This is a genomic window from Bradyrhizobium sp. 41S5, assembly GCF_011516665.3.
Classification (GTDB): domain Bacteria; phylum Pseudomonadota; class Alphaproteobacteria; order Rhizobiales; family Xanthobacteraceae; genus Bradyrhizobium; species Bradyrhizobium quebecense.
Genome location: NZ_CP083721.1, coordinates 5720512 through 5745206, shown reverse-complemented (window position 1 = coordinate 5745206; position 24695 = coordinate 5720512). Strand labels below are relative to the sequence as shown.

The window sequence follows — 24695 nt, the reverse complement described above, 5'->3', positions numbered from 1 at the left end:
GACTAGGCTGTGTCCGCGCGCGAACTCAACCGGCCGAACTGGCTGCGCAGCACCAGCAAGATGAGATGACCCGCGCCGATGCCGGCAAGACCTCCCGACACCTTGACGATCGCGTCAAGCAGGCGGCCGTGACGGTCCGGTGTCAGCAGTTGCATCGCTTCGAGTGTGAACGAGCTGAAGACCACAAAGAGCACGATCAGCGCGGTACGCCGCGGGTAACCCAACACAAAGGCCATCGCCATCACTGCATATGCGGCGAAGCGCTCGGTCTGAGGGGGGAAGAACGACGGACGGTCCTGAATCGGCGACAGCGTCACGAAGGCGATAAAGGCAAGCGCGAGCCAGCCCGCAATCACGCCGAACTTCCGTATCTGTGAAATTTCCAACAAAGTATTCCCGGTCCTGTACCGCAGACGACCCCCGGGGCTGATTAGCGCATCACTCGCGCCGGTGACATGGAAATGGTCGCCGAAGGTTAACTTACCCGCCGACTGTGGCAGCCACGACGCGTCGTCTTGTTGCCAAAAAAAGGTATTTAAATACCTTGAATTGAAACTCAATCCCATTTGGCGCGCATCTCTCAGCGGGAACCTGTCGCGCTTGCGCGGGTTCCCGGGATGGTGCACCTGACGAAAAAATAAGGTTTCGCCTGCGGCTCCATTCATAGGCCGTTCACGGCCGGGAGCCTCATTTGATGCCGGAATATCGCAATGCTCACTCTCGGAGGCTAAAGTGCGTCTGCTCGTCGTTGAGGATGACCCGGATCTGAACCGCCAGCTCACCACCGCGCTGACGGACGCCGGCTATGTGGTCGATCGGGCGTTCGACGGCGAGGAGGGGCATTTCCTTGGCGACAGCGAGCCCTACGACGCGGTCGTGCTCGATATCGGCCTGCCGAAAATGGACGGTATCTCGGTGCTCGAGGCCTGGCGGCGGAACAAGCGGGTGATGCCGGTGCTGATTCTCACCGCGCGCGACCGCTGGAGCGACAAGGTTCAGGGGTTCGACGCCGGCGCCGACGACTATGTCGCAAAGCCCTTCCATCTGGAGGAGGTGCTGGCGCGGATCCGCGCGCTGCTGCGCCGCGCGACCGGGCATGCCCAGGTCGAGCTGGTCTGCGGGCCGGTGGCGCTCAACACCCGCACCAAGCGGGTCACCGTCAACGGCAACCCGATCAAGCTGACCTCGCACGAGTACAATCTGCTCGACTATCTGATGCACCACACCGGGCGGGTGGTCTCGCGCACCGAGCTGGTCGAGCATCTCTACGACCAGGACTTCGACCGCGACTCCAACACGATCGAGGTGTTCGTCGGCCGCATCCGCAAGAAGCTGGAAGTCGATATTATCCAGACTGTTCGGGGCCTCGGCTACATGCTGTCGCCGCCGACCTGATGCGTGATCCGGAAAAGTGCGAAGCGGTTTTCCGAAAAGATAATGCTCTTAAAGCGTTTTCGAGCGAAGTGGATACCGGTTCGCTCACGTGAAGAAAGCGCGACCAAACAAAAGGATGGGAGCATATCCTATTCAATCGGATCATGCTCTTAGAGCGCTTGATCGGCGTACACGGGCATTGGCATGATCCGCGCCGGGAGTACTGGATTCGCCAATGTTTGAATCCCTGATGTCTGTTGCCGCTGACACGATGTTCGAGCCTGTGTCCTGATGGGCGGCAGCTCGCTTGCGACCCGCCTGTTCGTCTCGGCGACCGCCTGGGTGGTGGTGATCCTGGCGATAACAGGCGTCATCCTGTCGTCGGTCTATCGCGACGCCACCGAGCGCGCCTTCGATCGGCGGCTCAATCTCTATTTGCGCACCCTGATCGCCGAGGTGGCGACGCCGGACGAGCCGGCGGACCGCCAGTTCCAGTCGCTCGGCGAGCCGCTGTTCGACCTGCCGCTGTCGGGCTGGTACTGGCAGATCACCCGCACCGATACCGAAAAGGGCGAGACCCGCGCCTCGCGGTCGCTGTGGGACAAGAAGCTGCCGAAGCTCGAGGAGCACGGCGCCGAGCTGACCGCCGCCGGCGTCCGCCTCGGCTATGTCGACGGACCCGAAGGCCAGAGCCTGCGCGTGGTCGAGCGTCCGGTCGATCTCGGCGCCGACGGCAAGTTCCTGGTCAGCGTCGCCGGCGACGCCACCGAGATCTTCGATGAGACGCGCAGCTTCGACTATTATCTCGGCGGTACTTTCGCAGCCCTCGGCATCGTGCTGCTGCTGACCACGATCTTCCAGGTTCGCTACGGACTTGCGCCGCTCAAGCGCATATCGGATGCGATCGCCGATATCCGCTCCGGCCGCGCCGAGCGGCTGGAGGGCCAGTTTCCGGTCGAGATCGCGCCGCTCGCGCGCGAAACCAACGCGCTGATCGACGCCAACCGGGAGATCGTCGAGCGCTCGCGCACCCATGTCGGCAACCTCGCCCATGCGATCAAGACGCCGCTGTCGGTGATCGTGAACGAAGCCGGCGCGCATGCCGGCGATCCCTTTGCCAGCAAGGTGCTGGAGCAAGCCGATCTGATGCGTGACCAGGTCGCGCATCACCTCGAGCGTGCGCGGATCGCCGCCCGGGCCACCATCGTCAGCACCATCACCGACGTCGCCCCTGTCATCGAGGCGCTGCGGCGGACCATGGAGAAGATCCATCGCGATCGCGACCTCGCGATCGAGGCGAAGGCCGACCCGGCGGCGCGGTTTCGCGGCGAGCGGCAGGACCTCGAGGAGATGGTCGGCAATCTCGTCGACAACGCCTGCAAATGGGCGGCTTCTCAGGTGTTCATCGAGGTCAGCGTGGTCCCGCCGGAGGCGTCGGGCGCGGGTCCCAGGCTGCGCATTGTGGTCGACGACGACGGCCGCGGCCTGTCGGAGGCCGAGCGCGCCCAGGTGGCGCGGCGCGGCCAGCGGCTCGACGAATCGAAACCCGGCTCAGGGCTCGGCCTGTCGATCGTGACCGATCTCGCCGGTCTCTACGGCGGCAAGCTCGACCTGAATGACGCGCCGATCGGCGGCCTGCGGGCCGAGCTCACGCTGCCGGCGGTGTAGGGAATGATGAGATTAGGTTGAATGGCGCTCACGAAGGCGGTGCGCTCCCGCTCCGCTCGCAGGTGCTGTCCGTATTTCAGCCCTCGTGCGGTACGCCATCTGTTCTTGCCCATGATCTAGATCAAAGGGTTTAGATCCAATCCCGGGTTCTCCGTGGGTGAACGGAGTTCCAGAAGTCGTGTTACGCGGCTTGTTCCCCGTGCAATCATCCCCCGATCTCGGGAGACGGACCATGAAGGACATGCAGGCGCACTTAGAGAAGCTTCGTCTGGAGGCGGAAGAGTGCGAGCTAATCAGCAAGCTGGCGACCAATAAGACCAAGAAAGAACTGTTCGCCAAGTTGGCCGCACATCACCGGACGCTGGCCGATGAAGTGGAGCGGACCATGAAGGTAGCCCGATAGGAACTTTGCGTTCCCCTGTGGATTTACAGCTCCGTTCCGGCAAGGAACTGAGCGAGGAAAAAAGGTCACATGGGCCAAATTCGACGTCGGGTCAGACACACCAATTCACTTGAAGCGCGCCTTGTTGAGAGAGCTAGAGAGCTACGCGAAGAGGCCGCAGCGCTCGCCCCAGGTATCGAGAGAGAAGCGCTCCTGAAGCTGGCCCGGCAAGCTGAGGCTGGCGCTAGCATGACCGAATGGCTGCGCGTCGGGGGGCTTCAATCATCCACGACCTAAAAGCTCTTTGCCGGCGTCACCATCAATCGCGTCGTACGCAAACAACATAATATAATTGCCCCAACGGAGCAGGCGGGATCGCGCTGAATAGTGGACGCGAGCAGAAGCGCTTTGCCCGCCTCACCAGCGGTTTTTCAAAGAAGCTGGATCATCACGCCGCTGCTGTGGTCCTGTACGTGGCTCACTACAATCTCTGCCGCGTGCATTAGGCCCTGCGGACTACGCCAGCTGTCGCGCTTGGTATCGCGGAGCGGGTTTGGACTATCGGTGATTTGCTCGATGCCGTGCTGCCGCTGGAGCCGAACCGGCCTGTGCGCGTGACGCGCACGTTCACTGTAATTGATGGTGGAAAGCCTGGATGGTGCCAATTGCAAGTCAGCTTGAACTACGAGGCCCGGCGAAGGCCGAACCTTTCTTCTTCACCCCAAAGAAACGGCCCCAGCGCCGGGGGAACGCTGAGGCCGTGTCCAAGTGCTGTCCGTCTTGAGCACCGGAACCACGTGACAACGGAATGTCACCGGGGCTGTTCCTAACCGTGAAAAAGAAGCGGCCCCAGCGCCTTTTGGGCGGCGCTGCGGTCATTATTCCTAAACGGCTTCTTAACACGCCCACCTCTATCATCGCGGGCGGACGGGCTGCGGCGTTTGCCGGGCACCTAGCTTTCACGACCGGGCATGAGCCAGAAATCGACCGAGCGGCTGAGGGATTATCTCGCGCAGCTTCCGCCGCAATCGCAGGCGCTGCTGATGCGGGAGCTGGAGCGCGCGGTCGAACGCGGCGATGATGTCGCGATCGCCAATCTGGTCCTGGAGCAGCTGCGCAAGATCGTGCGCGGGGTCGAGCAGGACGAGCAGATCCAGCCGCGCAGCGACGATCCGGCGCGGCTCCTGTTCCGGCCGCTCGAGCCGTTCCTTGCCGAGACCAATTTCCCGACCCGCCCGGGTCAGCTCCGGCGTGCCTCGCTGCTGCCGATCTGGCAGTGGCTGGCCCGCGAGGGCGCGCCCGAGGCCGCCCGCGAATTCGAGACGGCGCTGGCGGCGGCCTCGGAGAGCGGTCCGATGGAGATCGCCGCGCGCAAGTTCCAGCTGGCGGCTGCGGAAGCCATCATCAAGGTCGCGGGGCCGACCCAGGACGACCGTCAGCGCGCGCTGTCCCGTGTGGGCCCGCCGAGCGTTGTCGAGGACCTGCTGCCGATCGGCCTCGTCTTGCAGGCCCGCGAGGCGCTGGAAACCCTGGGCAGCCGGTTGCCGAGCCAGATCCGGGTGTTCTCCGATTCCCAGATCGCCTCGGCGATGGAGGCGCTCAAGCTGCCGTCGCTACAGACGCCGCAACTGCTGCCGTTCGCACTGTCATTGATCGCTCAGCGGCTCGCCGCGCCGTGGCAGATCATCCGCCTCGCGATCAAGATGGCGGCCTCCGACGACGAGCTGCGGGTCGCGGCAACGCCGTACGGCATCGCCGTCACCATCGCGCTGCATGACCTGTCGTTCGTCGCAGCCTGTCTGCGCACCGATATCAAGCGCGGGCATTTCGATTATGTCGGCGAGCAGCTCAAGACCCTGCATGACGGTGTCCGCGGCCTGCGCACCGAGCTTGACCTGCGCAACGATTCCACCTGGGGCCGCCAGCTCACCTCGGTGCGTGCCGATACCTCCAACGCGCTGCAATCGGAGATCGACAGCGTGCCGGGCCGGGTCCGCCGCATCCTGCGCCAGCGTGCCGACAAGGACATCGCGGCCGGCGCCAAGATCGATGCGTCCGAGGTCGAGGACGCCGCCGCCCTGATTGATTTCGTCGCGGTGTGTCGCACCTATGCCAGCGAGCTCGCCATCAACGAGGTGACGCTGCGGACCTTCTCGGACCTGCAACATTATGTCGAGCAGTCGACCGAGGGGCTGGTACAGTCGCTGCGCGGTGGCGACGCGCGGGTCCGCGCGTTCCGGCAACAGCAGGTCAAGGCCGCGATCCGCTTCTGTGAAGTGCTGTTCGGCCACGACTACGCCTCCCTGATGAACAGGGCGGCCGAAAACGCCGTGACCGGCGAGCGCAAGTCGTCCCGCGCGGGGTAGCGAGATTCGCGGGCATTCTCGACGGCAAACCGACGAGGCCGCCAGGTCGGGACGACAAGCATTTGCGCAATTTCGGAATAATGGAAGTGTGGCGCTGATTTGCCCGACATGTCAAGTCGTCAAGCGAGCGTCGGCGGAAGCCTGCACCTTTGCATGGGGTTGTTTTCGATATTTTGGTATTGCGCGCCTTCGCCCGGTAACGCCGTTGCAATACCGCCGGAATGGCACCGGAAACCAGCTGATTTCGACCTTCGGTCGATCCAGTAATTGTCAATTGCCGCGCTTGGCGCCGTTAGTGTAAAGCGCTTCCAAGGCGGCTTGCCGGAAGCCGCCGCTCCATCCGGGAACCGCTTGATGACGCTGTGGTTTGTGTTCGCGCTGATGACGGTCGCGGCGATCTTTGCCGTACTGTGGCCGCTCAGCCGCCGCGGACGGGCGGATACCGGCGGCAGTGAGGCCGTTGTCTACCAGGACCAGCTCGCCGAAATCGACCGCGACATGGCCGCCGGGATCATCGGCGCCGCCGAGGCCGATGCTGCGCGGATCGAGATCAGCCGCCGGCTATTGGCCGCCGCCGACCAGAGCGAGCGCGAAGCCCCGGTGCAGGGCAGTCTCAGTCTGCGGCGCACAGCTGCGATCGTGGCCCTGGTCGGGCTGCCGGTCATCTCCTCGGGCTTCTATCTCGCGCTCGGCTCGCCGCGCCTTGGCGACTTTCCGCTCGCCGAGCGCAGCCGGGTGGCCGATGCCAACCAGCCGCTCACCAATCTGGTCGCGCAGGTCGAGGCCCATCTGGAGAAGAACCCGACCGACGGCCGCGGCTGGACGGTGCTGGCGCCGGTGCTGTCGCGCCTTGGGCGCTACGATGACGCGGTGCGTGCCTATCGCAATGCCATCACCTATGCTGGCGACAGCGCCGATCGCCGCGCCGATCTCGGCGAGGCGCTGATGGGGAGCGCCGGCGGCGTGGTCACTGCGGACGCCAAGGCGGAGTTCGAGCGCTCGGTCGCGCTGAATGGCGACGATGCCAAGGCCAACTATTTCCTCGGCCTCGCCGCCGAGCAGGACGGCCGCAAGGCCGACGCCGCCGCGATCTGGCAGAAGATGATGGCGAAGGCGCCGTCCGACGCGCCATGGCGGCCGCTGGTGCAGGCCGCGCTGGTTCGCGTCGGTGGCGCCAGCGCACCCGGTGGCGTCAGCGCACCCGCGCTGCCTGACGGCGCGGTGGCGGCGGCCAAGGACATGAGCGAGGCCGATCGCGGCGCCATGATCCAGGGTATGGTCGATCGGCTGGCGACGCGGCTGAAGACCAACGGCGACGATGTCGAGGGCTGGCTGCGGCTGGTTCGCGCCTATCTCGTGATGGGACAGCGCGACAAGGCGATGAGCGCGCTTGCGGATGCCCGCCAGGCGGTGGCCAATGATGCGGATCGGTTGCGCCAGCTCAATGAGGGGCTGAAGAGTCTCGGGTTGGATGGATAACGCATGATGCCGAAACATGTGCTGCGGTTTTCGGCGAATGTCATGCGCAAGGATGAACCATGACCAGGAAGCAACGGCGTTTGACACTGATCGGCTGCGCGCTCGTCGTGCTCGCGGTCGCCGCGGGCCTGGTGCTGAACGCGCTGCGCGATTCCATCGTGTTCTTCTCGACGCCATCGATGGTCGCCGAAAAGCATCTCGGTCCGGGCAAGCGGTTCCGCCTCGGCGGGCTGGTGGAGCAAGGCTCGCTCAAGCGCGGCGACAATCTTGCCGTGACCTTTACCGTCGGCGACGGCGGCGCGACGCTGCCGGTCGCCTACAAGGGCATCCTGCCGGATCTGTTCCGCGAGGGGCAGGGCGTGGTTGCCGAGGGCGCGCTCGATGCGAGCGGCGTGTTCCGGGCCGACACCGTGCTCGCCAAGCATGACGAGACCTACATGCCGAAGGACGTCGCCGACGCCCTGAAGAAGCAGGGCCATTGGAAGGACGACTACGGCGCCAAACCAAACAGCATGCCGAGCGCCTCCGCGGCGCCGACCCAGGGAGCCATGCGGTGATCGCAGAAAGCGGACATTATGCCCTGGTGCTCGCGCTCGCCCTCGCGCTGATCCAGTCGATCGTGCCGATCGTCGGCGCGCGCTGGCGCGATGCGGCGCTGATGAACGTCGCGCGCTCGACCGCGCTAGCTCAATTGCTGTTCGTCGCGGCGTCGTTCGCGGCGCTGGTGACGCTCCACGTCACCTCGGATTTCTCGGTCGCCAATGTCTACGAGAATTCGCATTCGCTGAAGCCACTGCTCTACAAGATCACCGGCGTGTGGGGAAACCATGAAGGATCGATGCTGCTCTGGGTGTCGATCCTGGCGCTGTTCGGCGGCCTCGTCGCGGCCTTCGGCAACAATCTGCCGCTGTCGCTGCGCGCGCATGTGCTGGCCGTGCAGGCCTGGGTCGCGAGCGCCTTCTACCTGTTCATCCTGATCACCTCGAACCCGTTCCTGCGCATCGCTAATCCGCCGATCGAGGGACGCGACCTCAATCCGGTGCTGCAGGACATCGGCCTCGCGGTGCATCCGCCGATGCTCTATCTCGGCTATGTCGGCTTCTCGATCTCGTTCTCGTTCGCGGTGGCGGCGCTGCTGGAGGGCCGGATCGACGCCGCCTGGGCGCGCTGGGTGCGGCCGTGGACGCTGATGGCATGGATATTCCTGACGCTCGGCATCGCGATGGGCTCCTACTGGGCCTATTACGAGCTCGGCTGGGGCGGCTGGTGGTTCTGGGACCCGGTCGAAAACGCCTCGCTGATGCCCTGGCTTGCCGGCACCGCGCTGTTGCATTCGGCGCTGGTGATGGAGAAGCGCAACGCACTGAAGGTCTGGACCGTCCTGCTGTCGATCCTGACCTTCTCGCTCTCGCTGCTCGGTACCTTCCTGGTGCGCTCCGGCGTGCTCACATCGGTCCACGCCTTCGCCACCGATCCAACGCGCGGCGTCTTCATCCTGCTGATCCTGTTCGTCTTCATCGGCGGCAGCCTGTCGCTCTATGCCTGGCGCGCGCCGGCGCTGAAGCAGGGCGGGCTGTTCGCGCCGATCTCGCGCGAAGGCGCGCTGGTGCTCAACAATTTGCTGCTCACCACCGCCTGCGCGACGGTGTTCATCGGCACGCTGTATCCGCTGGCGCTCGAGGTCCTGACCGGCGAGAAGATCTCGGTCGGCGCGCCGTTCTTCAACTTCACCTTCGCGCCGCTGTTCGTGCCACTGCTGCTCGCGGTGCCGTTCGGGCCGCTGTTGGCCTGGAAGCGCGGCGACCTGCTCGGCGCCGCGCAGCGGCTGATGGTCGCCGGCATCGCCGCGCTGGTTGCGATCGCGCTGGTGTTTGCGTGGACCTATGGCGGCGCGACGCTGGCGCCGCTCGCGATCGGGCTTGCGGCCTTCGTGATCATGGGCGCGCTGTGCGATCTCGCCGAACGCATCGCGCTGTTCCGGATTCCGCTGTCGCTCTCGCTGCGCCGCGCACGCGGCCTGCCGCGCGCGACCTGGGGCACCGCCTTCGCGCATGCCGGTCTCGGCGTCGCGCTGATCGGGATCGTCTGCGAGACCACCTGGAACAGCGAATATATCGGCTCCATGAAGCCCGACGACGTCGCCCGCGTCGCCGGCTACGAGCTGCGGCTTGATGGCCTGAATCCACGGCAAGGGCCGAACTTCCGCGAGATGGTCGCGCAATTCACCGTGACGCGTGACGGCGAGATGGCCAGCGTGATGACCCCATCGAAGCGCAACTTCACGACCCGCGGCGCCTCGACGACCGAGGCCGCGCTGCTGACGCGCGGCGCGAGCCAGCTCTACATCTCGCTCGGCGATACCTCGGCCGACGGCGCGATCGCGGTGCGGATCTATCACAAGCCGCTGGTGCTGATGATCTGGTGGGGCCCGATGCTGATGGCGTTCGGCGGCATGCTGTCGCTGTCCGACCGCCGCTTGCGGGTCGGCGCGCCGAAACCGGCGGCGAAAGCGGCGCGCGCATTGCAGGCGGCCGAGTGATGCGGTCGCGCGCTCTTGCAGCCGCCGCGCTTGCGGCGACCCTGGTGCTCGGCGCGATGCCCGCCCGGGCCGTGCTGCCCGACGAGATCATGGCGGACCCGGCCAAGGAGGCGAGGGCGCGCGAGCTCTCGAAAGAACTGCGCTGCATGGTCTGCCAGAACCAGTCGATCGACGATTCGGAGGCGCCGCTGGCGCGCGACCTCCGCCTGCTGGTGCGCGAACGCATCTCGGCCGGCGACAGCGATAGCCAAGTGATCGATTTCCTGGTGGCCCGCTATGGCGAATTCGTGCTGCTGAAGCCGCGCCTCAACGAGCATACGCTGGTGCTGTGGCTGACCCCGCCGCTGGCGCTCTTGCTGGGCGGTTTCGCGCTCTGGCGCCTCGGCCGGCGCAAGGCAAATCCGGCCGCCGGTGGGGGCGATTCCACCCCCGAATTGACGTCCGACGAAGAGGCCCGCCTGCAACGGCTGCTGGCGGCCGAATCTGCGCCGGACAAGCCGCTTTAGTTCCTTTCTAAGCCCTTAATTTGCATGCGCTATTCTGCCGCAGCACAGGCCGGCTCAATTACCAAAGTTTAATTCCGCAGCCAGCGCCCCGTAAGGCTGATGACCCCATGTTCAGGCGCATCAGGTGCTCGCCCCCGCACCGACTGATTCTGGCCCTGGAGATATCAAGATATGACCGACCGTCCCGACCTCTCGACCCTTCCGTCCTACAAGGCGCCAAAGCGCTCGCTGTTCTCTGCCCGCAAACTCGCGCTGATGGCGTCGGTCGTGGCCGGCCTCGGTGCCGCCACCTACGGCTTCAGCCCCACCCACAATCCGGCCGACCTGTTCACGACGCCCGCGCACGCGCAGGTCAATAACGAGGTCAAGAAGGTTCAGCAGCCGGTCGGCTTTGCCGATATCGTCGAGCGCGTGAAGCCGTCGGTGATCTCGGTCAAGGTCAACATTCGCGAGAAGGTCGCGAAGGACGACAGCAACAATGACGATTCGCCGTTCCAGCCGGGTTCGCCGATGGAGCGCTTCTTCCGCCGCTTCGGCGGTCCGGATGGCTTGCCCCCGGGCCTGCGCGGTGGACCGCGTGGCGGTGGCGTGGTGACGGGCCAGGGCTCCGGCTTCTTTATCTCGGCTGACGGCTATGCCGTGACCAACAATCACGTCGTCGACGGCGCCGACAAGGTCGAAGTCACGACCGACGACGGCAAGACCTATTCCGCCAAGGTTATCGGCACCGATCCGCGCACCGATCTCGCGCTGATCAAGGTCGAGGGCGGCTCCAACTTCCAGTTCGCCAAGCTCTCCGACACCAAGCCGCGCATCGGCGACTGGGTGCTGGCGGTCGGCAATCCCTTCGGTCTCGGCGGCACCGTGACGGCGGGCATCGTCTCCGCCTCCGGCCGCGACATCGGCAACGGTCCGTACGACGATTTCATCCAGATCGATGCGCCCGTGAACAAGGGCAATTCGGGTGGCCCGGCGTTCGACGTGTCCGGTGAGGTGATGGGTGTCAACACCGCGATCTACTCGCCGTCCGGCGGCAGCGTCGGCATCGCGTTCTCGATCCCGGCCCAGACCGTCAAGAGCGTCGTTGCCCAGCTGAAGGACAAGGGCTCGGTCAGCCGCGGCTGGATCGGCGTCCAGATCCAGCCGGTGACCTCCGACATCGCCGACAGCCTCGGCATGAAGAAGGCCGAAGGCGCGCTGGTTGCCGAACCGCAGGCCAACGGCCCCGCGGCCAAGGCCGGCATCGAGTCCGGTGACGTCATCACCGCCGTCAATGGCGAGCCGGTGAAGGATGCGCGCGAACTCGCCCGCACCATCGGCGGCCTCGCGCCCGGCAATGCCGTGAAGCTGAACGTGCTGCACAAGGGTCAGGACAAGACCGTCAACCTCACGCTCGGCCAGTTGCCGAACAACCTGGAAGCCAAGGCTGACACCGACAACAGCGACAAGGGCAACTCGTCCCGCGGCACCGACGTGCCGAAACTGGGCCTCACTGTGGCACCGGCCAACAGCGTGGCCGGCGCTGGCAAGGATGGCGTGGTCGTGACTGAAGTCGATCCCAAGAGTGCTGCCGCCGAGCGGGGCTTCAAGGAAGGCGACGTGATCCTCGAGGTCGCCGGCAAGTCCGTCGGCTCCGCCGGTGAGGTGCGTGACGCGATCACCGCGGCGCGCAATGACAACAAGAACAGCGTTCTCATGCGCGTGAAGAGCGGCGGTTCGTCGCGCTTTGTGGCAGTGCCGCTGGCCAAGGGATAACTATCTATGAGTTGGAACGCGTCGCCGGCATTCGTCGCCCCCGCCGACGGCGCGTTCCGGAGGGCGGGCCCCTTGCTCGCTCCCTATGTTGCCTTTCGATGGAATATGCCCCCCTCTGTCGGAAGGTCTCAGGGCGGTGAGGTCCCCCAGCTTCACCGCCCACTTTTTTCAGACAATCCGGAATATTCGCGGTCGTCTTGCATGTGCAGGCCGGCCGCGCCATGCTGACAGAGGGCCCATTCCCGTGACCGCAACCGCTCCGCAAATGCGCATCCTGATCATCGAAGACGACCGCGAATCAGCCGACTATCTGGTCAAGGCGTTCCGTGAAGTCGGCTATATCGCCGATCTCGCCTCCGACGGCGAGGAAGGCCTGTCGATGGCGGAGACCGGCGACTACGACGTTCTGGTTGTGGATCGCATGCTGCCGAAGCGTGACGGCCTGTCGCTGATCGGCCTCCTGCGCGACAAGGGCAACCGGACGCCGGTCCTGATTCTCTCGGCGCTTGGCCAGGTCGACGACCGGATCAAGGGCCTGCGCGCCGGCGGCGACGACTATCTGCCGAAACCCTATTCCTTCGCCGAGCTGCTCGCGCGCGTCGAGGTGCTGTCCCGGCGCAATGTCGGGCCGGCCGAGGAGACGACTTATCGGGTCGGCGACCTCGAGCTCGATCGGCTGTCGCATCGCGTCGCCCGCGGCAAGGACGAGCTGACGTTGCAGCCGCGCGAGTTCCGCCTGCTCGAATATCTGATGAAGCATGCAGGCCAGGTGGTGACGCGGACCATGCTGCTCGAGAACGTTTGGGATTATCATTTCGATCCGCAGACCAACGTCATCGACGTGCACATCTCGCGGCTGCGCTCCAAGATCGACAAGGGCTTCGAGAGGCCGCTGCTGCATACCATCCGCGGCGCGGGGTATATGATCCGTGACGGCATTCGGTAAACTGATCCGGACCACGGCGTTTCGGCTGACGTTGGTCTACCTGTTTCTGTTCGCGCTGTTTGCCGCGTCGCTGCTGGCTTATTTTGCCTGGAACACGCGGCGGCTGATCACCGAGCAGATCACGACCACCGTCAACGTCGAGATCGGCGAGATCACCGCCATCTATAACCGTCGGGGCCTGCACGGCCTGCTGACCACCATGGGCAATCGTGCGCTGCGGCCGGGCGCCAACCTCTATCTCCTAACGGCGCCGAACGGGCAGGCGCTGGCCGGCAATGTCGGCTCGCTGGCGCCTGGCGTGATGAGCGTGCAGGGCTGGAGCGAGACCGCCTATCGCCGGTTCGACGACCAGGACAAGACCGATCACCGCGCGCTGGTGCGGGTCACCGAGATGGATAACGGTTTCCGCCTCCTGGTCGGGCGCGACCTCGAGGAGCGGCGGCGGCTTTTCGGCATCGTCGCCAAGGCCGCGCAATGGTCGATCCTCGTCGTCGTCGTGCTCGGCATCGGTGGCGGTATCTTCGTCGCGCGCCGCGTGCTGCGCCGGATCGACGCCATGACCGGCACCACCAAGCGCATCATGGCGGGCGATTTGTCCGGCCGGCTGCCGGTCGGCCGCAGCGGCGACGAGCTCGACCGTCTCGCGGAAAATCTCAATGTCATGCTGGAGCGCATCGAGGCGCTGATGACGGGGCTGAAAGAGGTCTCCGACAACATCGCCCACGACCTCAAGACTCCGCTGACGCGGCTGCGCAACCGCGCCGAGGAGGCGCTGGCGCGGTCGGGCTGCGAGGCCGATTATCGCGCGGCGCTGGAGCGGACGATCGAGGAGTCCGACGGCTTGATCCGCACCTTCAACGCGCTGTTGATGATCGCGCGTGCCGAGTCCGGCCAGGCGCGCGGCAACATGGACGATTTCGACGGTGCCGACGTCGCCAACGGCATCCACGAACTGTACGAGCCGCTCGCCGAGGACGACGGCATGACGCTGCAGGTGAAGACCGCGCCGGCGCCGATTCACGGCAACCGTGAATTGATCAGTCAGGCGGTCGCCAACCTGGTCGAGAACGCCATCAAATATGGCAAGCCCGAAGCGGGCGTGGAGCCGATGAAGGCCGATGCGCGGGAGATCCTGATCGAGGCCCGGCGCGACGGCGATCAGGTCCTGCTCAGCGTCACCGACCACGGTCCGGGCATCCCGGAAGGTGACCGCAAGCACGCGGTGGAGCGCTTCGTCCGGCTCGAGGCGAGCCGCACCTTACCCGGGTCCGGTCTCGGCCTCAGCCTGGCCTCGGCGGTTGCCACGCTCCACGGCGGCGAGCTGCGGCTCGGCGATGCCCATCCGGGGCTGGTGGCCACCCTGGTGCTGCCGGCGCGGGCGGGCGGCAGTGACAGGCTTGCGGCTCAAACGCAGGATGTGCCACAGAAGGCGGCATGAATGCCGCCGCGCCGGGAAACGCGGATCGACACCATCTGGCCGCGCGGTTCGCGGACGGACCGCGTGTCGCCGCGCCCCAATCCGCCGATCAGCGCCTGACCGACTGGCTCGCCGAGCTCGAGCCGGCGCAATCGGCTGCGCTCGCGGCGTTGCTGGAGCACCCGTTCGCACGGGACATCCTGCGCGGCATTGCCGAGTTCTCGCCCTATCTGTTCGAGCTCGCGCGGGCTGATGCCGCGCGGCTGATCCGGATCCTGTCATGCGACCCGGAGTCGCATCTTGCGAACCTGATCGAGACGACCTCAGGCGACGTGCTCGCCGCCGGCAGCGAGGCCGACGTGATGGTTCTGCTTCGCCGCATGAAGGCGGAGGCCGCGCTGATGATCGCGCTGTGCGACATCGGCGGCGTCTGGCCGGTGATGCGGGTGACGGCAGCGCTGACCGACATCGCGGTGAATTCGGTGCAGTCGGCGCTGCGATACTTGTTCCTGCAGGAGGTCGCCCGCGGCCGCATGACTGCCGTCGATCCCGAGCGTCCGGAAGCGGGTTCGGGCCTGATCGTGCTTGCGATGGGCAAGATGGGCGCGGGCGAGCTGAACTATTCCAGCGACATCGACCTGATCGTGTTCTTCGATCGCACGGCCACCTCGCTCGCCGAGGATATCGAGCCGCAGCCGTTCTTCGTGCGCGTCACCCAGGCGATGGCGCGGATGCTGCAGCAGCGCTCGGGCGAGGGCTATGTGTTCCGGGTCGATCTCAGGCTGCGTCCGGACCCGGCCTCGACCCAGGTCGCGATCTCGACCGACGCCGCCTTGCATTATTACGAGCGTGAGGGACGCACTTGGGAACGCGCCGCGATGATCAAGGCGCGGCCCTGTGCCGGCGATCCCAAGGCCGGCGAGGCGTTGATCGCCGAGCTCGCGCCATTCGTCTGGCGCAAGCATCTGGATTTTGCCGCGCTGGCCGACGTCCACGACATGAAGCGGCAGATGCAGACCTATCGCGGCCAAAGCGAGATCTCGGTCGAGGGCCACAACGTCAAGGTCGGCCGCGGCGGCATCCGTGAGATCGAGTTCTTCGCCCAGACCCAGCAACTGATCGCCGGTGGCCGCCATCCGGAGTTGCGGGTGCGGCCGACGCTGGAGGCGCTCAATGTGCTCGCCGAGAGCAACTGGATCACCTTTGAGGCGCGCGACGAGCTGACCACGGCCTACGAATTCCTGCGCCGGGTCGAGCACCGGCTGCAGATGATCGCCGACGAGCAGACCCACTCGCTGCCCGAAGCGCCCGAGGACGTCGAGCGCTTCGCGCATTTCTTCGGCTACGCGGATCGCGAGGCCTTCGCGAGGGATTTGCTCGGCCAGCTCGAGATCGTGCAGAACCATTACGGCAAGCTGTTCGAGGGCGACGATCCGACCGGGAGCGCGAAGCTGCCGGATGTCGACTATGGGGCGGGCCCCGAAGACGGTCGCCTGATCGAGCATCTCGCCAGTCTCGGCTTCAAGAAGCCGGTCATGGTCGCGGGCACCGTGCAGCAATGGATCGAGGGTGATTATCGCGCGCTGCGCGTGGAGGCGACCCGGGCGGCATTCCTGGAGTTCATTCCCGGCCTGATCGATGGCCTCGCGGATGCCGAGGAGCCTGACGATGCGGTCGCGGCATTCGACCGTTTCCTGGGCGCGTTGCAGCGGGGCGGGCGGCTGATCTCGCTGCTGAGCCAGAATCGCGATTTCGTCGCGCTGGTGGCGCTGATCCTCGGTGCGGCACCGCGGCTCGGCGACATGCTGGCGCGGCAGCCGCAGATCATGGACGGCCTGGTCGATCCGCGTTTCTTCGGCGCGATGCCGGACAAGAAGGAGCTGTCGGAGCGACTTGCCGCCACGCTGCAGGATGCCTCGTCCTATGAGGACTTCCTCGATCGTCTGAGGCTGTTCGGCCAGGAGAGCCTGTTCCTGATCGGCACGCGGATCCTGTCCGGCACGGTGTCGGCGCAGCACGCCAGCACGGCCTTTGCCGACGTCGCGGAAGGCATTGTGCACACCGTGCACGGCCTCGTCACCGACCAGTTCGCCGCGCAATATGGCCGGATCAAGGGGCAGGAGACCGCGATCGTCGCGATGGGCCGGCTTGGCAGCCGCGAGATGACGGCGTCCTCCGACCTCGATTTGATCCTGCTCTACGATTTCGACAGCGAGGCGCCGGACTCCGACGGCGAGCGTTCGCTGCACGGCGCGCAGTATTTTGCCCGCTTCACCCAGCGCCTGATCAGCGCCTTCACGACCCGGACCAATTACGGCGTGCTCTATGAGGTCGACATGCGGCTGCGGCCGTCGGGGCGGGCCGGCCCGGTCGCCTCGCGGATCGACTCATTTTCCGACTACCAGGAGCGCGAGGCGTGGACCTGGGAGCACATGGCCCTGACGCGCGCGCGCGTGATCTCGTCGTCGCCGGAATTCCGCGAGAGGATCGAGGCGATCATCCGCAGCGTGCTGACCCGGCCGCGCGATGCAGTGTCGACCGCAGCCGACGTTGCCGACATGCGGCGCGCGATCGCGCTGGAGAAGGGCGAGGACGACGTCTGGGACCTCAAGCTTGCCGCCGGCGGACTCGTCGACATCGATTTCATCGCGCAATATCTCCAGCTCGCGCACGCCTCAGCGAAGCCGGAGATCCTCAGCGTCTCGACGCTGCAGGTGCTCGAGTATGCCGCCAAGCTCGGCCTGCTCGGCCAGTCCGAGGCCGAGATCCTGCGCTCGGCAGCGCGGCTCTATCATGATCTCACGCAGATCCTGCGGCTGTGCGTCACCGGCAAGTTCAATCCGGAGACGGCGGGCGAGGATTTGCGGCGCGTGATGGCGCGGGCCGGCGACGCGCCGGATTTCTCCGCGCTTGAAGCCCGCCTGCGCGAGACGCAAAGCGAGGTGCGTCGCGTCTTCAACGCGATCGTGGGCGGGGGGTAGGGAGAAGGAGCTCGACCCGTCATCCTGAGGAGCGCGTAGCGCGTCTCGAAGGATGCACGGCCACCAGCCGGGCCGTCGCCCTTCGAGACGGCCGCTTCGCGGCCTCCTTAGGGTGACGGTGATAGAGCAGGGCGGCTGGCTACGCCTGCTGCTTCAGCTTCTGCAAGGCATCGCGGACGTCGGGGTCAAGGCCGGCGCCGCCGGTGTCGAGATGGGCAAAGATCTGCTTGCGCATCCGCGGGTCCCAGAACTTCCAGATGTGCTCGGAAATGCCCTGCACCGCACGGTCGTGCCCCTGGCTGTGGAAGAACTTCCCGATCTGGTTCGCCATATAGACCAGTTTGTCAGGCGACGACGACATAAGCGGACTCCTTGCCGGGCACCGCGCCTGTGACGCGTTCCGGATGCGTAAAGACTTCAAATCCATCCGCGCGGGCGATCGCGGCAAGCGTGATGCCGGCGGCATCCGCCATCCGTACCGCAAGCGCGGTCGGGGCCGACACGGCAGCAATCAGCGGCGCGCCGATCGCGGCGGTCTTCTGCACCATTTCGACCGAGACGCGGCTGGTCAATAGCACCACGCCATCACTTGTAACGACCTTGTCTCGGGCCAGCGCGCCGGCGAGCTTGTCGAGCGCATTGTGGCGGCCGACATCCTCGCGCAGCGCGACGATGCCGCGCGTGGCCGTCCAGAACGCGGCGGCGTGCACGGCACGGGTCTGGTGGTTGATCTCCTGCAGCGGCGCGACCGCCGCCACCGCGGTCATGATCTCGCGCGGCGCGAAGACGCGGCCTGCGGGCACCACCGCGGCCGGCCGGACCGCCTCGCTGATCGAATCGAGCCCGCACAGGCCGCAGCCGGTCGGGCCGGCGATGTTGCGCCGCCGCTCGACGATCCGTTCGGCCTTGTCGGGCTTGAGCCACATCCGAAGTTCGATGCCGTCGTCGAGCTCGACAATGCCGAGGGTCTCGATCTCATCGGCCGATTGCACGATGCCTTCGCTCAGGCTGAAGCCAACCGCGAAGTCGCCGAGGTCCTCGGGCGAGCCCATCATCACGGCGTAGGTGCCGCCATTATAAGTCAGCGCCAGCGGCGTCTCCTCCGGGATCAGGCGCACGCCCTCGCTGAAGACGCCGTCGCGCCAGACCTTCCGCTTCGCCTGGTAGACGGGTTCGCGCATCGCTACTCCGCGGCTTCCACCACCGGCGCGATGCGGCGGGAGTGGCGGGCCTGCTCGTCATAGGCCTTCTGCCAGTCGGACGGTCCGTTCGACGGCGAGATCTGAACGGCGGTGACCTTATACTCAGGACAGTTGGTCGCCCAGTCCGAGAAGTCGGTCGTAATCACGTTGGCCTGGGTGTCGGGGTGATGGAACGTGGTGTAGACCACGCCCGGCGCCACGCGATCAGTGATCAGCGCGCGCAGCGTGGTCTCGCCGGCACGGCTCGCCAGCCGTACCCAGTCGCCGTCGCGCACGCCGCGCTGCTCGGCGTCGTGCGGATGGATCTCGAGTCGGTCCTCGGCATGCCACACCACGTTCTCGGTGCGGCGGGTCTGCGCGCCGACATTGTACTGGCTGAGGATGCGGCCCGTGGTGAGCAGCAGCGGGTAGCGCGGGCCGGTGCGCTCGTCGGTCGCGATATATTCGGTGATGATGAACTTGCCCTTGCCGCGCACGAAGCCGCCGATATGCATCACCGGCGTGCCTTCCGGCGCCTTCTCGTTGCAAGGCCACTGCACCGAGCCGAGTTCGTCGAGCTTGGCGTAGGAGACGCCGGTGAAGGTCGGCGTCAGCGCCGCGATCTCGTCCATGATTTCCGACGGATGGTTGTAGTGCATCTCGAAGCCCATCGCCTTGGCGAGCAGGATTGTCACTTCCCAGTCGGCATAGCCGTTGCGCGGTGTCATCACCTTGCGGACGCGCTGGATGCGGCGCTCGGCGTTGGTGAAGGTACCGTCCTTTTCCAGGAAGGTCGAGCCGGGCAGGAACACGTGGGCGTAGTTCGCGGTCTCGTTCAGGAACAGGTCGTGGACGATCACGCATTCCATCGCCGACAGCGCCGCCACCACATGCTTGGTGTTGGGGTCGGATTGCAGGATATCCTCGCCCTGAACGTAGAGCCCCATGAAGGTGCCCTCGATCGCGGCATCGAACATGTTGGGGATGCGCAGGCCGGGCTCGTTGTTGAGCTTGACGTTCCACATCGCCTCGAACTGCTCGCGCACCGCGTCGCCGGAGATATGGCGATAGCCCGGCAACTCGTGCGGGAACGAGCCCATGTCGCAGGAGCCCTGCACGTTGTTCTGGCCGCGGAGCGGGTTCACGCCGACGCCGGGCCGGCCGATATTGCCGGTCACCATCGCGAGGTTGGCGATCGCGATCACGGTGGTCGAGCCCTGGCTGTGCTCGGTGACGCCGAGCCCGTAATAGATCGCGCCGTTGCCGCCGTTGGCATAGACCCGCGCCGCCTCGCGCAGAGCGTTCGGATCGACGCCGGTGATGATCGCGGTGGCTTCAGGGCTGTGCTTCGGCTCCGCGACGAAGGCGGCCCAATCCTCGAACTCGCTCCAGTCGCAGCGCTCGCGCACGAAGGCCTCGTCGACCAGCCCTTCGGTGACGATGACATGGGCGAGCGCGGTGAGCACGGCGACGTTGGTGCCGGGCAACAGCGGCAGATGCAGCGCATTCACATGCGGCGATTCAACCATCTCGGTGCGGCGCGGATCGATCACGATCAGCTTGGCGCCCTGGCGCAGCCGCTTCTTGAGGCGCGAAGCGAAAACTGGGTGAGCCGAGGCAGGGTTGGCGCCGATGATCAGCACGACGTCGGTATCCTCCACCGAATCGAAATCCTGGGTGCCGGCCGAGGTGCCGAAGGTTTGCGACAGGCCGTAGCCGGTCGGCGAATGACAGACGCGGGCGCAGGTGTCGACATTGTTGTTGCCGAAGCCGGCGCGGATCAGCTTCTGCACCAGATAGGTCTCTTCGTTGGTGCAGCGCGACGAGGTGATGCCGCCGACCGCGTCACGGCCGTATTTCTGCTGGATGCCCTTGAATTTCGCGGCGGCGAAATTCAGCGCCTCGTCCCACGACACTTCCTGCCAGGGATCCTCGATCCGCTCGCGAATCATCGGCTTCAGGATGCGCTCCTTGTGGGTCGTGTAGCCCCAGGCGAAGCGGCCCTTGACGCAGGAATGGCCGCGATTGGCCTTGCCGTCCTTCCACGGCACCATGCGCACCACTTCCTCGCCACGCATCTCGGCCTTGAAGGCGCAGCCGACGCCGCAATAGGCGCAGGTCGTGACGACCGAATGCTCGGGCTGGCCGATCTCGATCACGGATTTTTCGGTCAGCGTCGCGGTCGGGCAGGCCTGCACGCAGGCGCCGCAGGACACGCATTCGGAGCCGAGGAAGCTCTCGCTCATGCCGGGCGAGACGCGGCTGTCGAAGCCGCGGCCGGAGATCGTCAGCGCGAAAGTGCCTTGCACTTCCTCGCAGGCGCGGACGCAGCGCGAGCAGACGATGCACTTCGAGGGATCGTAGGTGAAGTAAGGATTGGATTCGTCCTTCGGCATCCAGTTGTCGTTTTCGCAGCCGTGCGATTTGGCGAAGACGTGGTTCTCGCCTTCATAACCGTAGCGCACGTCGCGCAGGCCGACCGCGCCCGCCATGTCCTGCAATTCGCAGTCGCCGTTCGCGGCGCAGGTCAGGCAGTCCAGCGGATGGTCGGAGATGTAGAGCTCCATCACGCCCTTGCGCAGCTTCTTCAGCCGCTCGCTCTGGGTGTGCACGACGAGGCCGTTCATCACCGGCGTGGTGCAGGAGGCGGGCGTGCCGGCGCGGCCCTCGATCTCGACCAGGCAGAGCCGGCAGGAGCCGAAAGCGTCTACCATGTCGGTCGCGCAGAGCTTTGGAATCTGGGTCCCGGCCTCCATCGCCGCGCGCATGATCGAGGTGCCCTCGGGCACCGTGATCTGATTGCCGTCGATGGTCAGCGTGACCATCGCCTCGGATTTGGATTTTGGCGTGCCGAAATCGATTTCCTGGATCAGCGACATCGTGATCTCCTTGCTATTCCGCGGCCTGCAGCCGGGCCGGTGCGGGACCTAAATCTCCGCCAAAATCTTCCCGGAAGTGTTTCAGTGCGCTCATCACGGGGTAGGGCGTGAAGCCGCCGAGTGCGCACAGCGAGCCGAATTTCATGGTGTTGCAGAGGTCTTCGATCACGGCGAGGTTTTCCACCACGCGCTCGCCGTTGATGATCTTGTTGATGGTCTCGACGCCGCGGGTCGAGCCGATCCGGCACGGCGTGCATTTGCCGCAGGATTCGATCGCGCAGAACTCCATCGCGAAGCGCGCCTGCTTGACCATGTCGACGGTATCGTCGAACACCACGATGCCGCCATGGCCGATCAGGCCGTCGCGCGCGGCGAATGCCTCGTAGTCGAACGGCGTGTCGAACAGCGCGCGGGGGAAGTAGGCGCCGAGCGGACCGCCGACCTGCACCGCGCGCACCTCGCGTCCGGTGAAGGTGCCGCCGCCGATCTCGTCGACGAGCTCGCCGAGCGTGACGCCGAACGCGGTCTCGAACAGCCCGCCATATCTGATGTTGCCGGCGAGCTGGATCGGCATCGTGCCGCGCGAACGGCCCATGCCGAAATCGGCGTAGGCCTTGGTGCCATTGTCGAGGATGAAGGGGATCGCCGCGAACGACAGCACGTTGTTGATCACGCTCGGGCGGCCGAACAGGCCCTTATGCGCGGGCAGCGGCGGCTTGGCCCGCACGATGCCGCGGCGGCCCTCAAGGCTCTCCAGCAGCGAGGTCTCTTCGCCGCAGACATAGGCGCCGGCGCCGACGCGGACCTCGAGATCGAACTCGTGCGCGGAGCCGCCGATCCGCTTGCCGAGGAAGCCGGCGCGGCGGGCGGCCACGATCGCCGCGTTCATCGCCTCGACCGCATGCGGATATTCCGAGCGGATGTAGATGTAGCCCTTGGTGGCGCCCACCGTGATACCCGCGATCGTCATGCCCTCGATCACGACGAAGGGGTCGCCTTCCATGATCATGCGGTCGGCGAAGGTGCCGCTGTCGCCTTCGTCGGCATTGCAGACGATGTATTTGCGGTCGGCGCTGGCCTGCGCCACCGTCTTCCACTTGATGCCGGTCGGGAAACCGGCGCCGCCGCGGCCGCGCAGGCCAGACGTGGTGACGTCGGCAAGGATCTGGTCGGAGCTCAGCGTCAGCGCCCGTTCCAGGCCTTTGTAGCCACCATGAGTGCGGTAGTCGTCGACCGAGCGCGGATCGACCACGCCGCAGCGGACGAAGGTCAGTCTCGTCTGGCGTTTCAGCCAGGGGATCTCATCCGTGACACCAAGCCGCAGGGTATGCTGGCCGTTTTCGGCCATCGCATCGAGCAGCGATGGAACGTCCTTAGGCGTCACCGGGCCGAACGCGATGCGGCCTTGGGCGGTCGAGAGCTCAACCATCGGCTCCAGCCAGCACAGCCCGCGCGAGCCGTTCCTGACAATCTCGATCGCTGCGCCGCGCGCTGCTGCGGCCTGCGCGAAGGCGAGAGCGACATCGTCGGCGCCGACAGCGACCGCCGCGGCGTCGCGGGGGATGTAAATTCGCATCGTCATCGCTGTGCCTCCGCGACCAGCGCGTCGATGCGCGCTTCATCGAGCCGGCCGACCAGCCGGCCATCCAGCATCGCCGAGGGAGCGGTGGCGCAGAGCCCGAGGCAGTAGATCGGCTCCAACGTCACGCGCTCGTCAGCCGTGGTATTCCCCAGGGAAACGCCGAGCTTGGCCTCGGCGCGCGCCGCAAGCCGGTCGCCGCCGGCAGCCTGGCAGGCCTCGGCGCGGCAGAGCTTGAGGACGTGGCGTCCGGCCGGTTGTTTGCGGAAGTCGTGGTAGAAGGTGAACACGCCGTGCACCTCGGCGCGGGACAGATTGAGCGCCTCCGCAACCATCGGGATCGCAGGCTCCGGCACATAGCCGAAGGCTTCCTGCAGCGCGTGCAGGATCACCAGCGTGGCGCCTTCAAGCCCGGCATGCTCGGCGATGATCTCAGCGCCGCGCGCCTTCTCCCAATGTTCGTATCCCACCGTCATCAGCGCTTCCCACGATCCAGTTTTTTGCTTTGCACATGAGAATTGGAATCCTTCGAAACATCAATAAAGCTGTCTCATGCGGCGATTGCGAAACGCGATTAATAGCGTTGCCGAATGGGTCGATCCGGGATCGCAATAATGTTCTGGAATCACGGACTTCCGGGACGCTTTGGATTTCGGGATCGCACCCCGATCGTGCTACCTATGGGCATATCGGGCCGCCATTGGGGGCGCCGTTTTCCGAAGGAGTTTGAACCTTGATCGACAAGCTGGAACTTCTGCTGGCGCTGGCCAAGGAACGGCATTTCGGCCGGGCTGCGGAGGCCTGCGGGGTCACCCAGCCGACCATGTCGACCAGTCTCAAGCAGCTCGAGGAGATCCTCGGCGTCATGCTGGTGCAGCGCGGATCGCGGTTTCAGGGTTTCACGCCGGAGGGCGAACGCACGCTGGACTGGGCGCGGCGCATTGTCGGCGACACGCGGGCGATGAAGCAGGAGATCAACAGCCTCAAGGACAAGCTGTCGGGCGAGATCCGGATCGCGGCGATTCCGACTGCGCTCGGCATGGTGGCCTCGCTCACCACGCCGTACCGGGCGCGCCATCCCGATGTGCGGTTTCGCATCCAGTCCTGCACGTCCGCCGACGTGCTCGGCCTGCTCGAGAATCTCGAGGTCGACGCCGGGCTGACCTACATCGAGAACGAGCCGATCGGCAAGGTCCGCACCATCCCGCTCTACAACGAGAGCTATCGTCTGCTGACGGCGCCGGATGCGATGTTCGGCGATCGCAAGCAGGTGACGTGGAAGGAAGTCGGCACCGTGCCGCTATGCCTGCTCACGCCCGACATGCAGAACCGCCGCATCATCGATCGCGCGCTGACCTCGGTCGGCGCGGAGGCGACGCCGACGCTGACGTCGAATTCACTGCTCGTGCTCTACACCCATGTGAAGACCGGACGCTGGGCCAGCGTGATGCCGGCCAAGCTCGCCGAGACGCTCGGCCTTGCCGATGCCGTGCGCAGCATTCCGATCGTCGATCCGGTCGTGGACTACAGCATCGGCCTGGTGATCCCGCAGCGGGATCCGATGACACCGCTGATCGCCGCCCTGGTGCAGGTCGCACGCGAGGTCGCGCCGAAGCTGGAGAGCGCGTAGCGCGCGGCCAGCG

The 24695-nt window shown here is 65.8% G+C and carries 19 protein-coding genes; 13 read left to right on the top strand and 6 right to left on the bottom strand.

Annotated elements, in window-relative coordinates:
* Positions 1–2 precede the first annotated feature (2 nt).
* Complete coding sequence (locus HAP47_RS27855; RefSeq protein ID WP_173641847.1) at positions 3–665, bottom strand: hypothetical protein; 663 nt, start codon at positions 663–665, stop codon at positions 3–5.
* Between the two features lie 67 nt (positions 666–732).
* On the opposite strand from HAP47_RS27855, the gene HAP47_RS27850 reads away from it, so the two are divergent.
* The 12 genes from HAP47_RS27850 (at position 733) to HAP47_RS27790 (ending at position 17413) form a co-directional block, all read left to right on the top strand.
* A complete protein-coding gene (locus HAP47_RS27850) occupies positions 733–1395 on the top strand; it encodes a response regulator transcription factor (RefSeq protein ID WP_163154879.1) in 663 nt (220 codons plus the stop codon).
* Between the two features lie 270 nt (positions 1396–1665).
* Positions 1666–3042: a sensor histidine kinase gene (locus HAP47_RS27845; RefSeq protein WP_173641848.1), complete on the top strand. Its 1377-nt coding sequence runs from the start codon at positions 1666–1668 to the stop codon at positions 3040–3042.
* Positions 3043–3274: 232 nt separating this feature from the next.
* Positions 3275–3445: a hypothetical protein gene (locus HAP47_RS27840; RefSeq protein WP_173641849.1), complete on the top strand. Its 171-nt coding sequence runs from the start codon at positions 3275–3277 to the stop codon at positions 3443–3445.
* A gap of 950 nt (positions 3446–4395) precedes the next feature.
* Positions 4396–5790 (top strand): hypothetical protein, encoded by a 1395-nt coding sequence (locus tag HAP47_RS27830; RefSeq protein WP_173641850.1) that lies wholly within the window; start codon positions 4396–4398, stop codon positions 5788–5790.
* 354 nt (positions 5791–6144) lie between these two features.
* On the top strand, positions 6145–7269 hold the full coding sequence (gene ccmI / locus HAP47_RS27825; protein WP_173641851.1) for a c-type cytochrome biogenesis protein CcmI: 1125 nt from the start codon (positions 6145–6147) through the stop codon (positions 7267–7269).
* Between the two features lie 59 nt (positions 7270–7328).
* Positions 7329–7826 carry a cytochrome c maturation protein CcmE gene (gene ccmE / locus HAP47_RS27820; protein ID WP_173641852.1) on the top strand — a complete coding sequence of 166 codons (498 nt, stop codon included), beginning with the start codon at positions 7329–7331 and terminating at the stop codon, positions 7824–7826.
* Entirely contained in the window at positions 7823–9808 is a 1986-nt protein-coding gene (locus tag HAP47_RS27815; RefSeq protein ID WP_173641853.1) for a heme lyase CcmF/NrfE family subunit, read from the top strand. Before ccmE ends, HAP47_RS27815 begins: the two co-directional genes overlap by 4 nt.
* Positions 9808–10314, top strand: a complete 507-nt coding sequence (locus HAP47_RS27810; RefSeq protein ID WP_173641854.1) for a cytochrome c-type biogenesis protein — start codon at positions 9808–9810, stop codon at positions 10312–10314. Before HAP47_RS27815 ends, HAP47_RS27810 begins: the two co-directional genes overlap by 1 nt.
* Before the next feature lie 171 nt (positions 10315–10485).
* Positions 10486–12069, top strand: a complete 1584-nt coding sequence (locus tag HAP47_RS27805) for a Do family serine endopeptidase (RefSeq protein ID WP_173641855.1) — start codon at positions 10486–10488, stop codon at positions 12067–12069.
* Positions 12070–12334: 265 nt separating this feature from the next.
* Complete coding sequence (locus tag HAP47_RS27800) at positions 12335–13015, top strand: response regulator transcription factor (protein WP_173643086.1); 681 nt, start codon at positions 12335–12337, stop codon at positions 13013–13015.
* On the top strand, positions 12999–14453 hold the full coding sequence (locus tag HAP47_RS27795; RefSeq protein WP_173641856.1) for a sensor histidine kinase: 1455 nt from the start codon (positions 12999–13001) through the stop codon (positions 14451–14453). The genes HAP47_RS27800 and HAP47_RS27795 overlap by 17 nt, the downstream gene beginning before the upstream one ends.
* Positions 14450–17413 (top strand): bifunctional [glutamine synthetase] adenylyltransferase/[glutamine synthetase]-adenylyl-L-tyrosine phosphorylase, encoded by a 2964-nt coding sequence (locus tag HAP47_RS27790; RefSeq protein WP_173641857.1) that lies wholly within the window; start codon positions 14450–14452, stop codon positions 17411–17413. The genes HAP47_RS27795 and HAP47_RS27790 overlap by 4 nt, the downstream gene beginning before the upstream one ends.
* 139 nt (positions 17414–17552) lie before the next feature.
* Here the strand turns inward: HAP47_RS27790 and HAP47_RS27785 are convergent, their stop codons facing one another.
* Genes HAP47_RS27785 through HAP47_RS27765 form a run of 5 tightly spaced genes read right to left on the bottom strand, consistent with a single transcriptional unit; the run spans position 17553 to position 23528 of the window.
* Positions 17553–17774, bottom strand: a complete 222-nt coding sequence (locus HAP47_RS27785) for a formate dehydrogenase subunit delta (protein ID WP_173641858.1) — start codon at positions 17772–17774, stop codon at positions 17553–17555.
* Positions 17758–18594 (bottom strand): formate dehydrogenase accessory sulfurtransferase FdhD, encoded by an 837-nt coding sequence (gene fdhD / locus HAP47_RS27780; protein ID WP_173641859.1) that lies wholly within the window; start codon positions 18592–18594, stop codon positions 17758–17760. The genes HAP47_RS27785 and fdhD overlap by 17 nt, the downstream gene beginning before the upstream one ends.
* Before the next feature lie 2 nt (positions 18595–18596).
* Positions 18597–21473 (bottom strand): formate dehydrogenase subunit alpha, encoded by a 2877-nt coding sequence (gene fdhF, locus HAP47_RS27775; RefSeq protein ID WP_173641860.1) that lies wholly within the window; start codon positions 21471–21473, stop codon positions 18597–18599.
* A gap of 13 nt (positions 21474–21486) precedes the next feature.
* On the bottom strand, positions 21487–23055 hold the full coding sequence (locus tag HAP47_RS27770) for an NADH-ubiquinone oxidoreductase-F iron-sulfur binding region domain-containing protein (protein WP_173641861.1): 1569 nt from the start codon (positions 23053–23055) through the stop codon (positions 21487–21489).
* Complete coding sequence (locus HAP47_RS27765) at positions 23052–23528, bottom strand: formate dehydrogenase subunit gamma (protein WP_173641862.1); 477 nt, start codon at positions 23526–23528, stop codon at positions 23052–23054. Before HAP47_RS27765 ends, HAP47_RS27770 begins: the two co-directional genes overlap by 4 nt.
* Before the next feature lie 257 nt (positions 23529–23785).
* On the opposite strand from HAP47_RS27765, the gene HAP47_RS27760 reads away from it, so the two are divergent.
* Positions 23786–24682, top strand: coding sequence for a LysR family transcriptional regulator (locus HAP47_RS27760; RefSeq protein WP_173641863.1), 897 nt, complete (start codon positions 23786–23788; stop codon positions 24680–24682).
* Positions 24683–24695 lie beyond the last annotated feature (13 nt).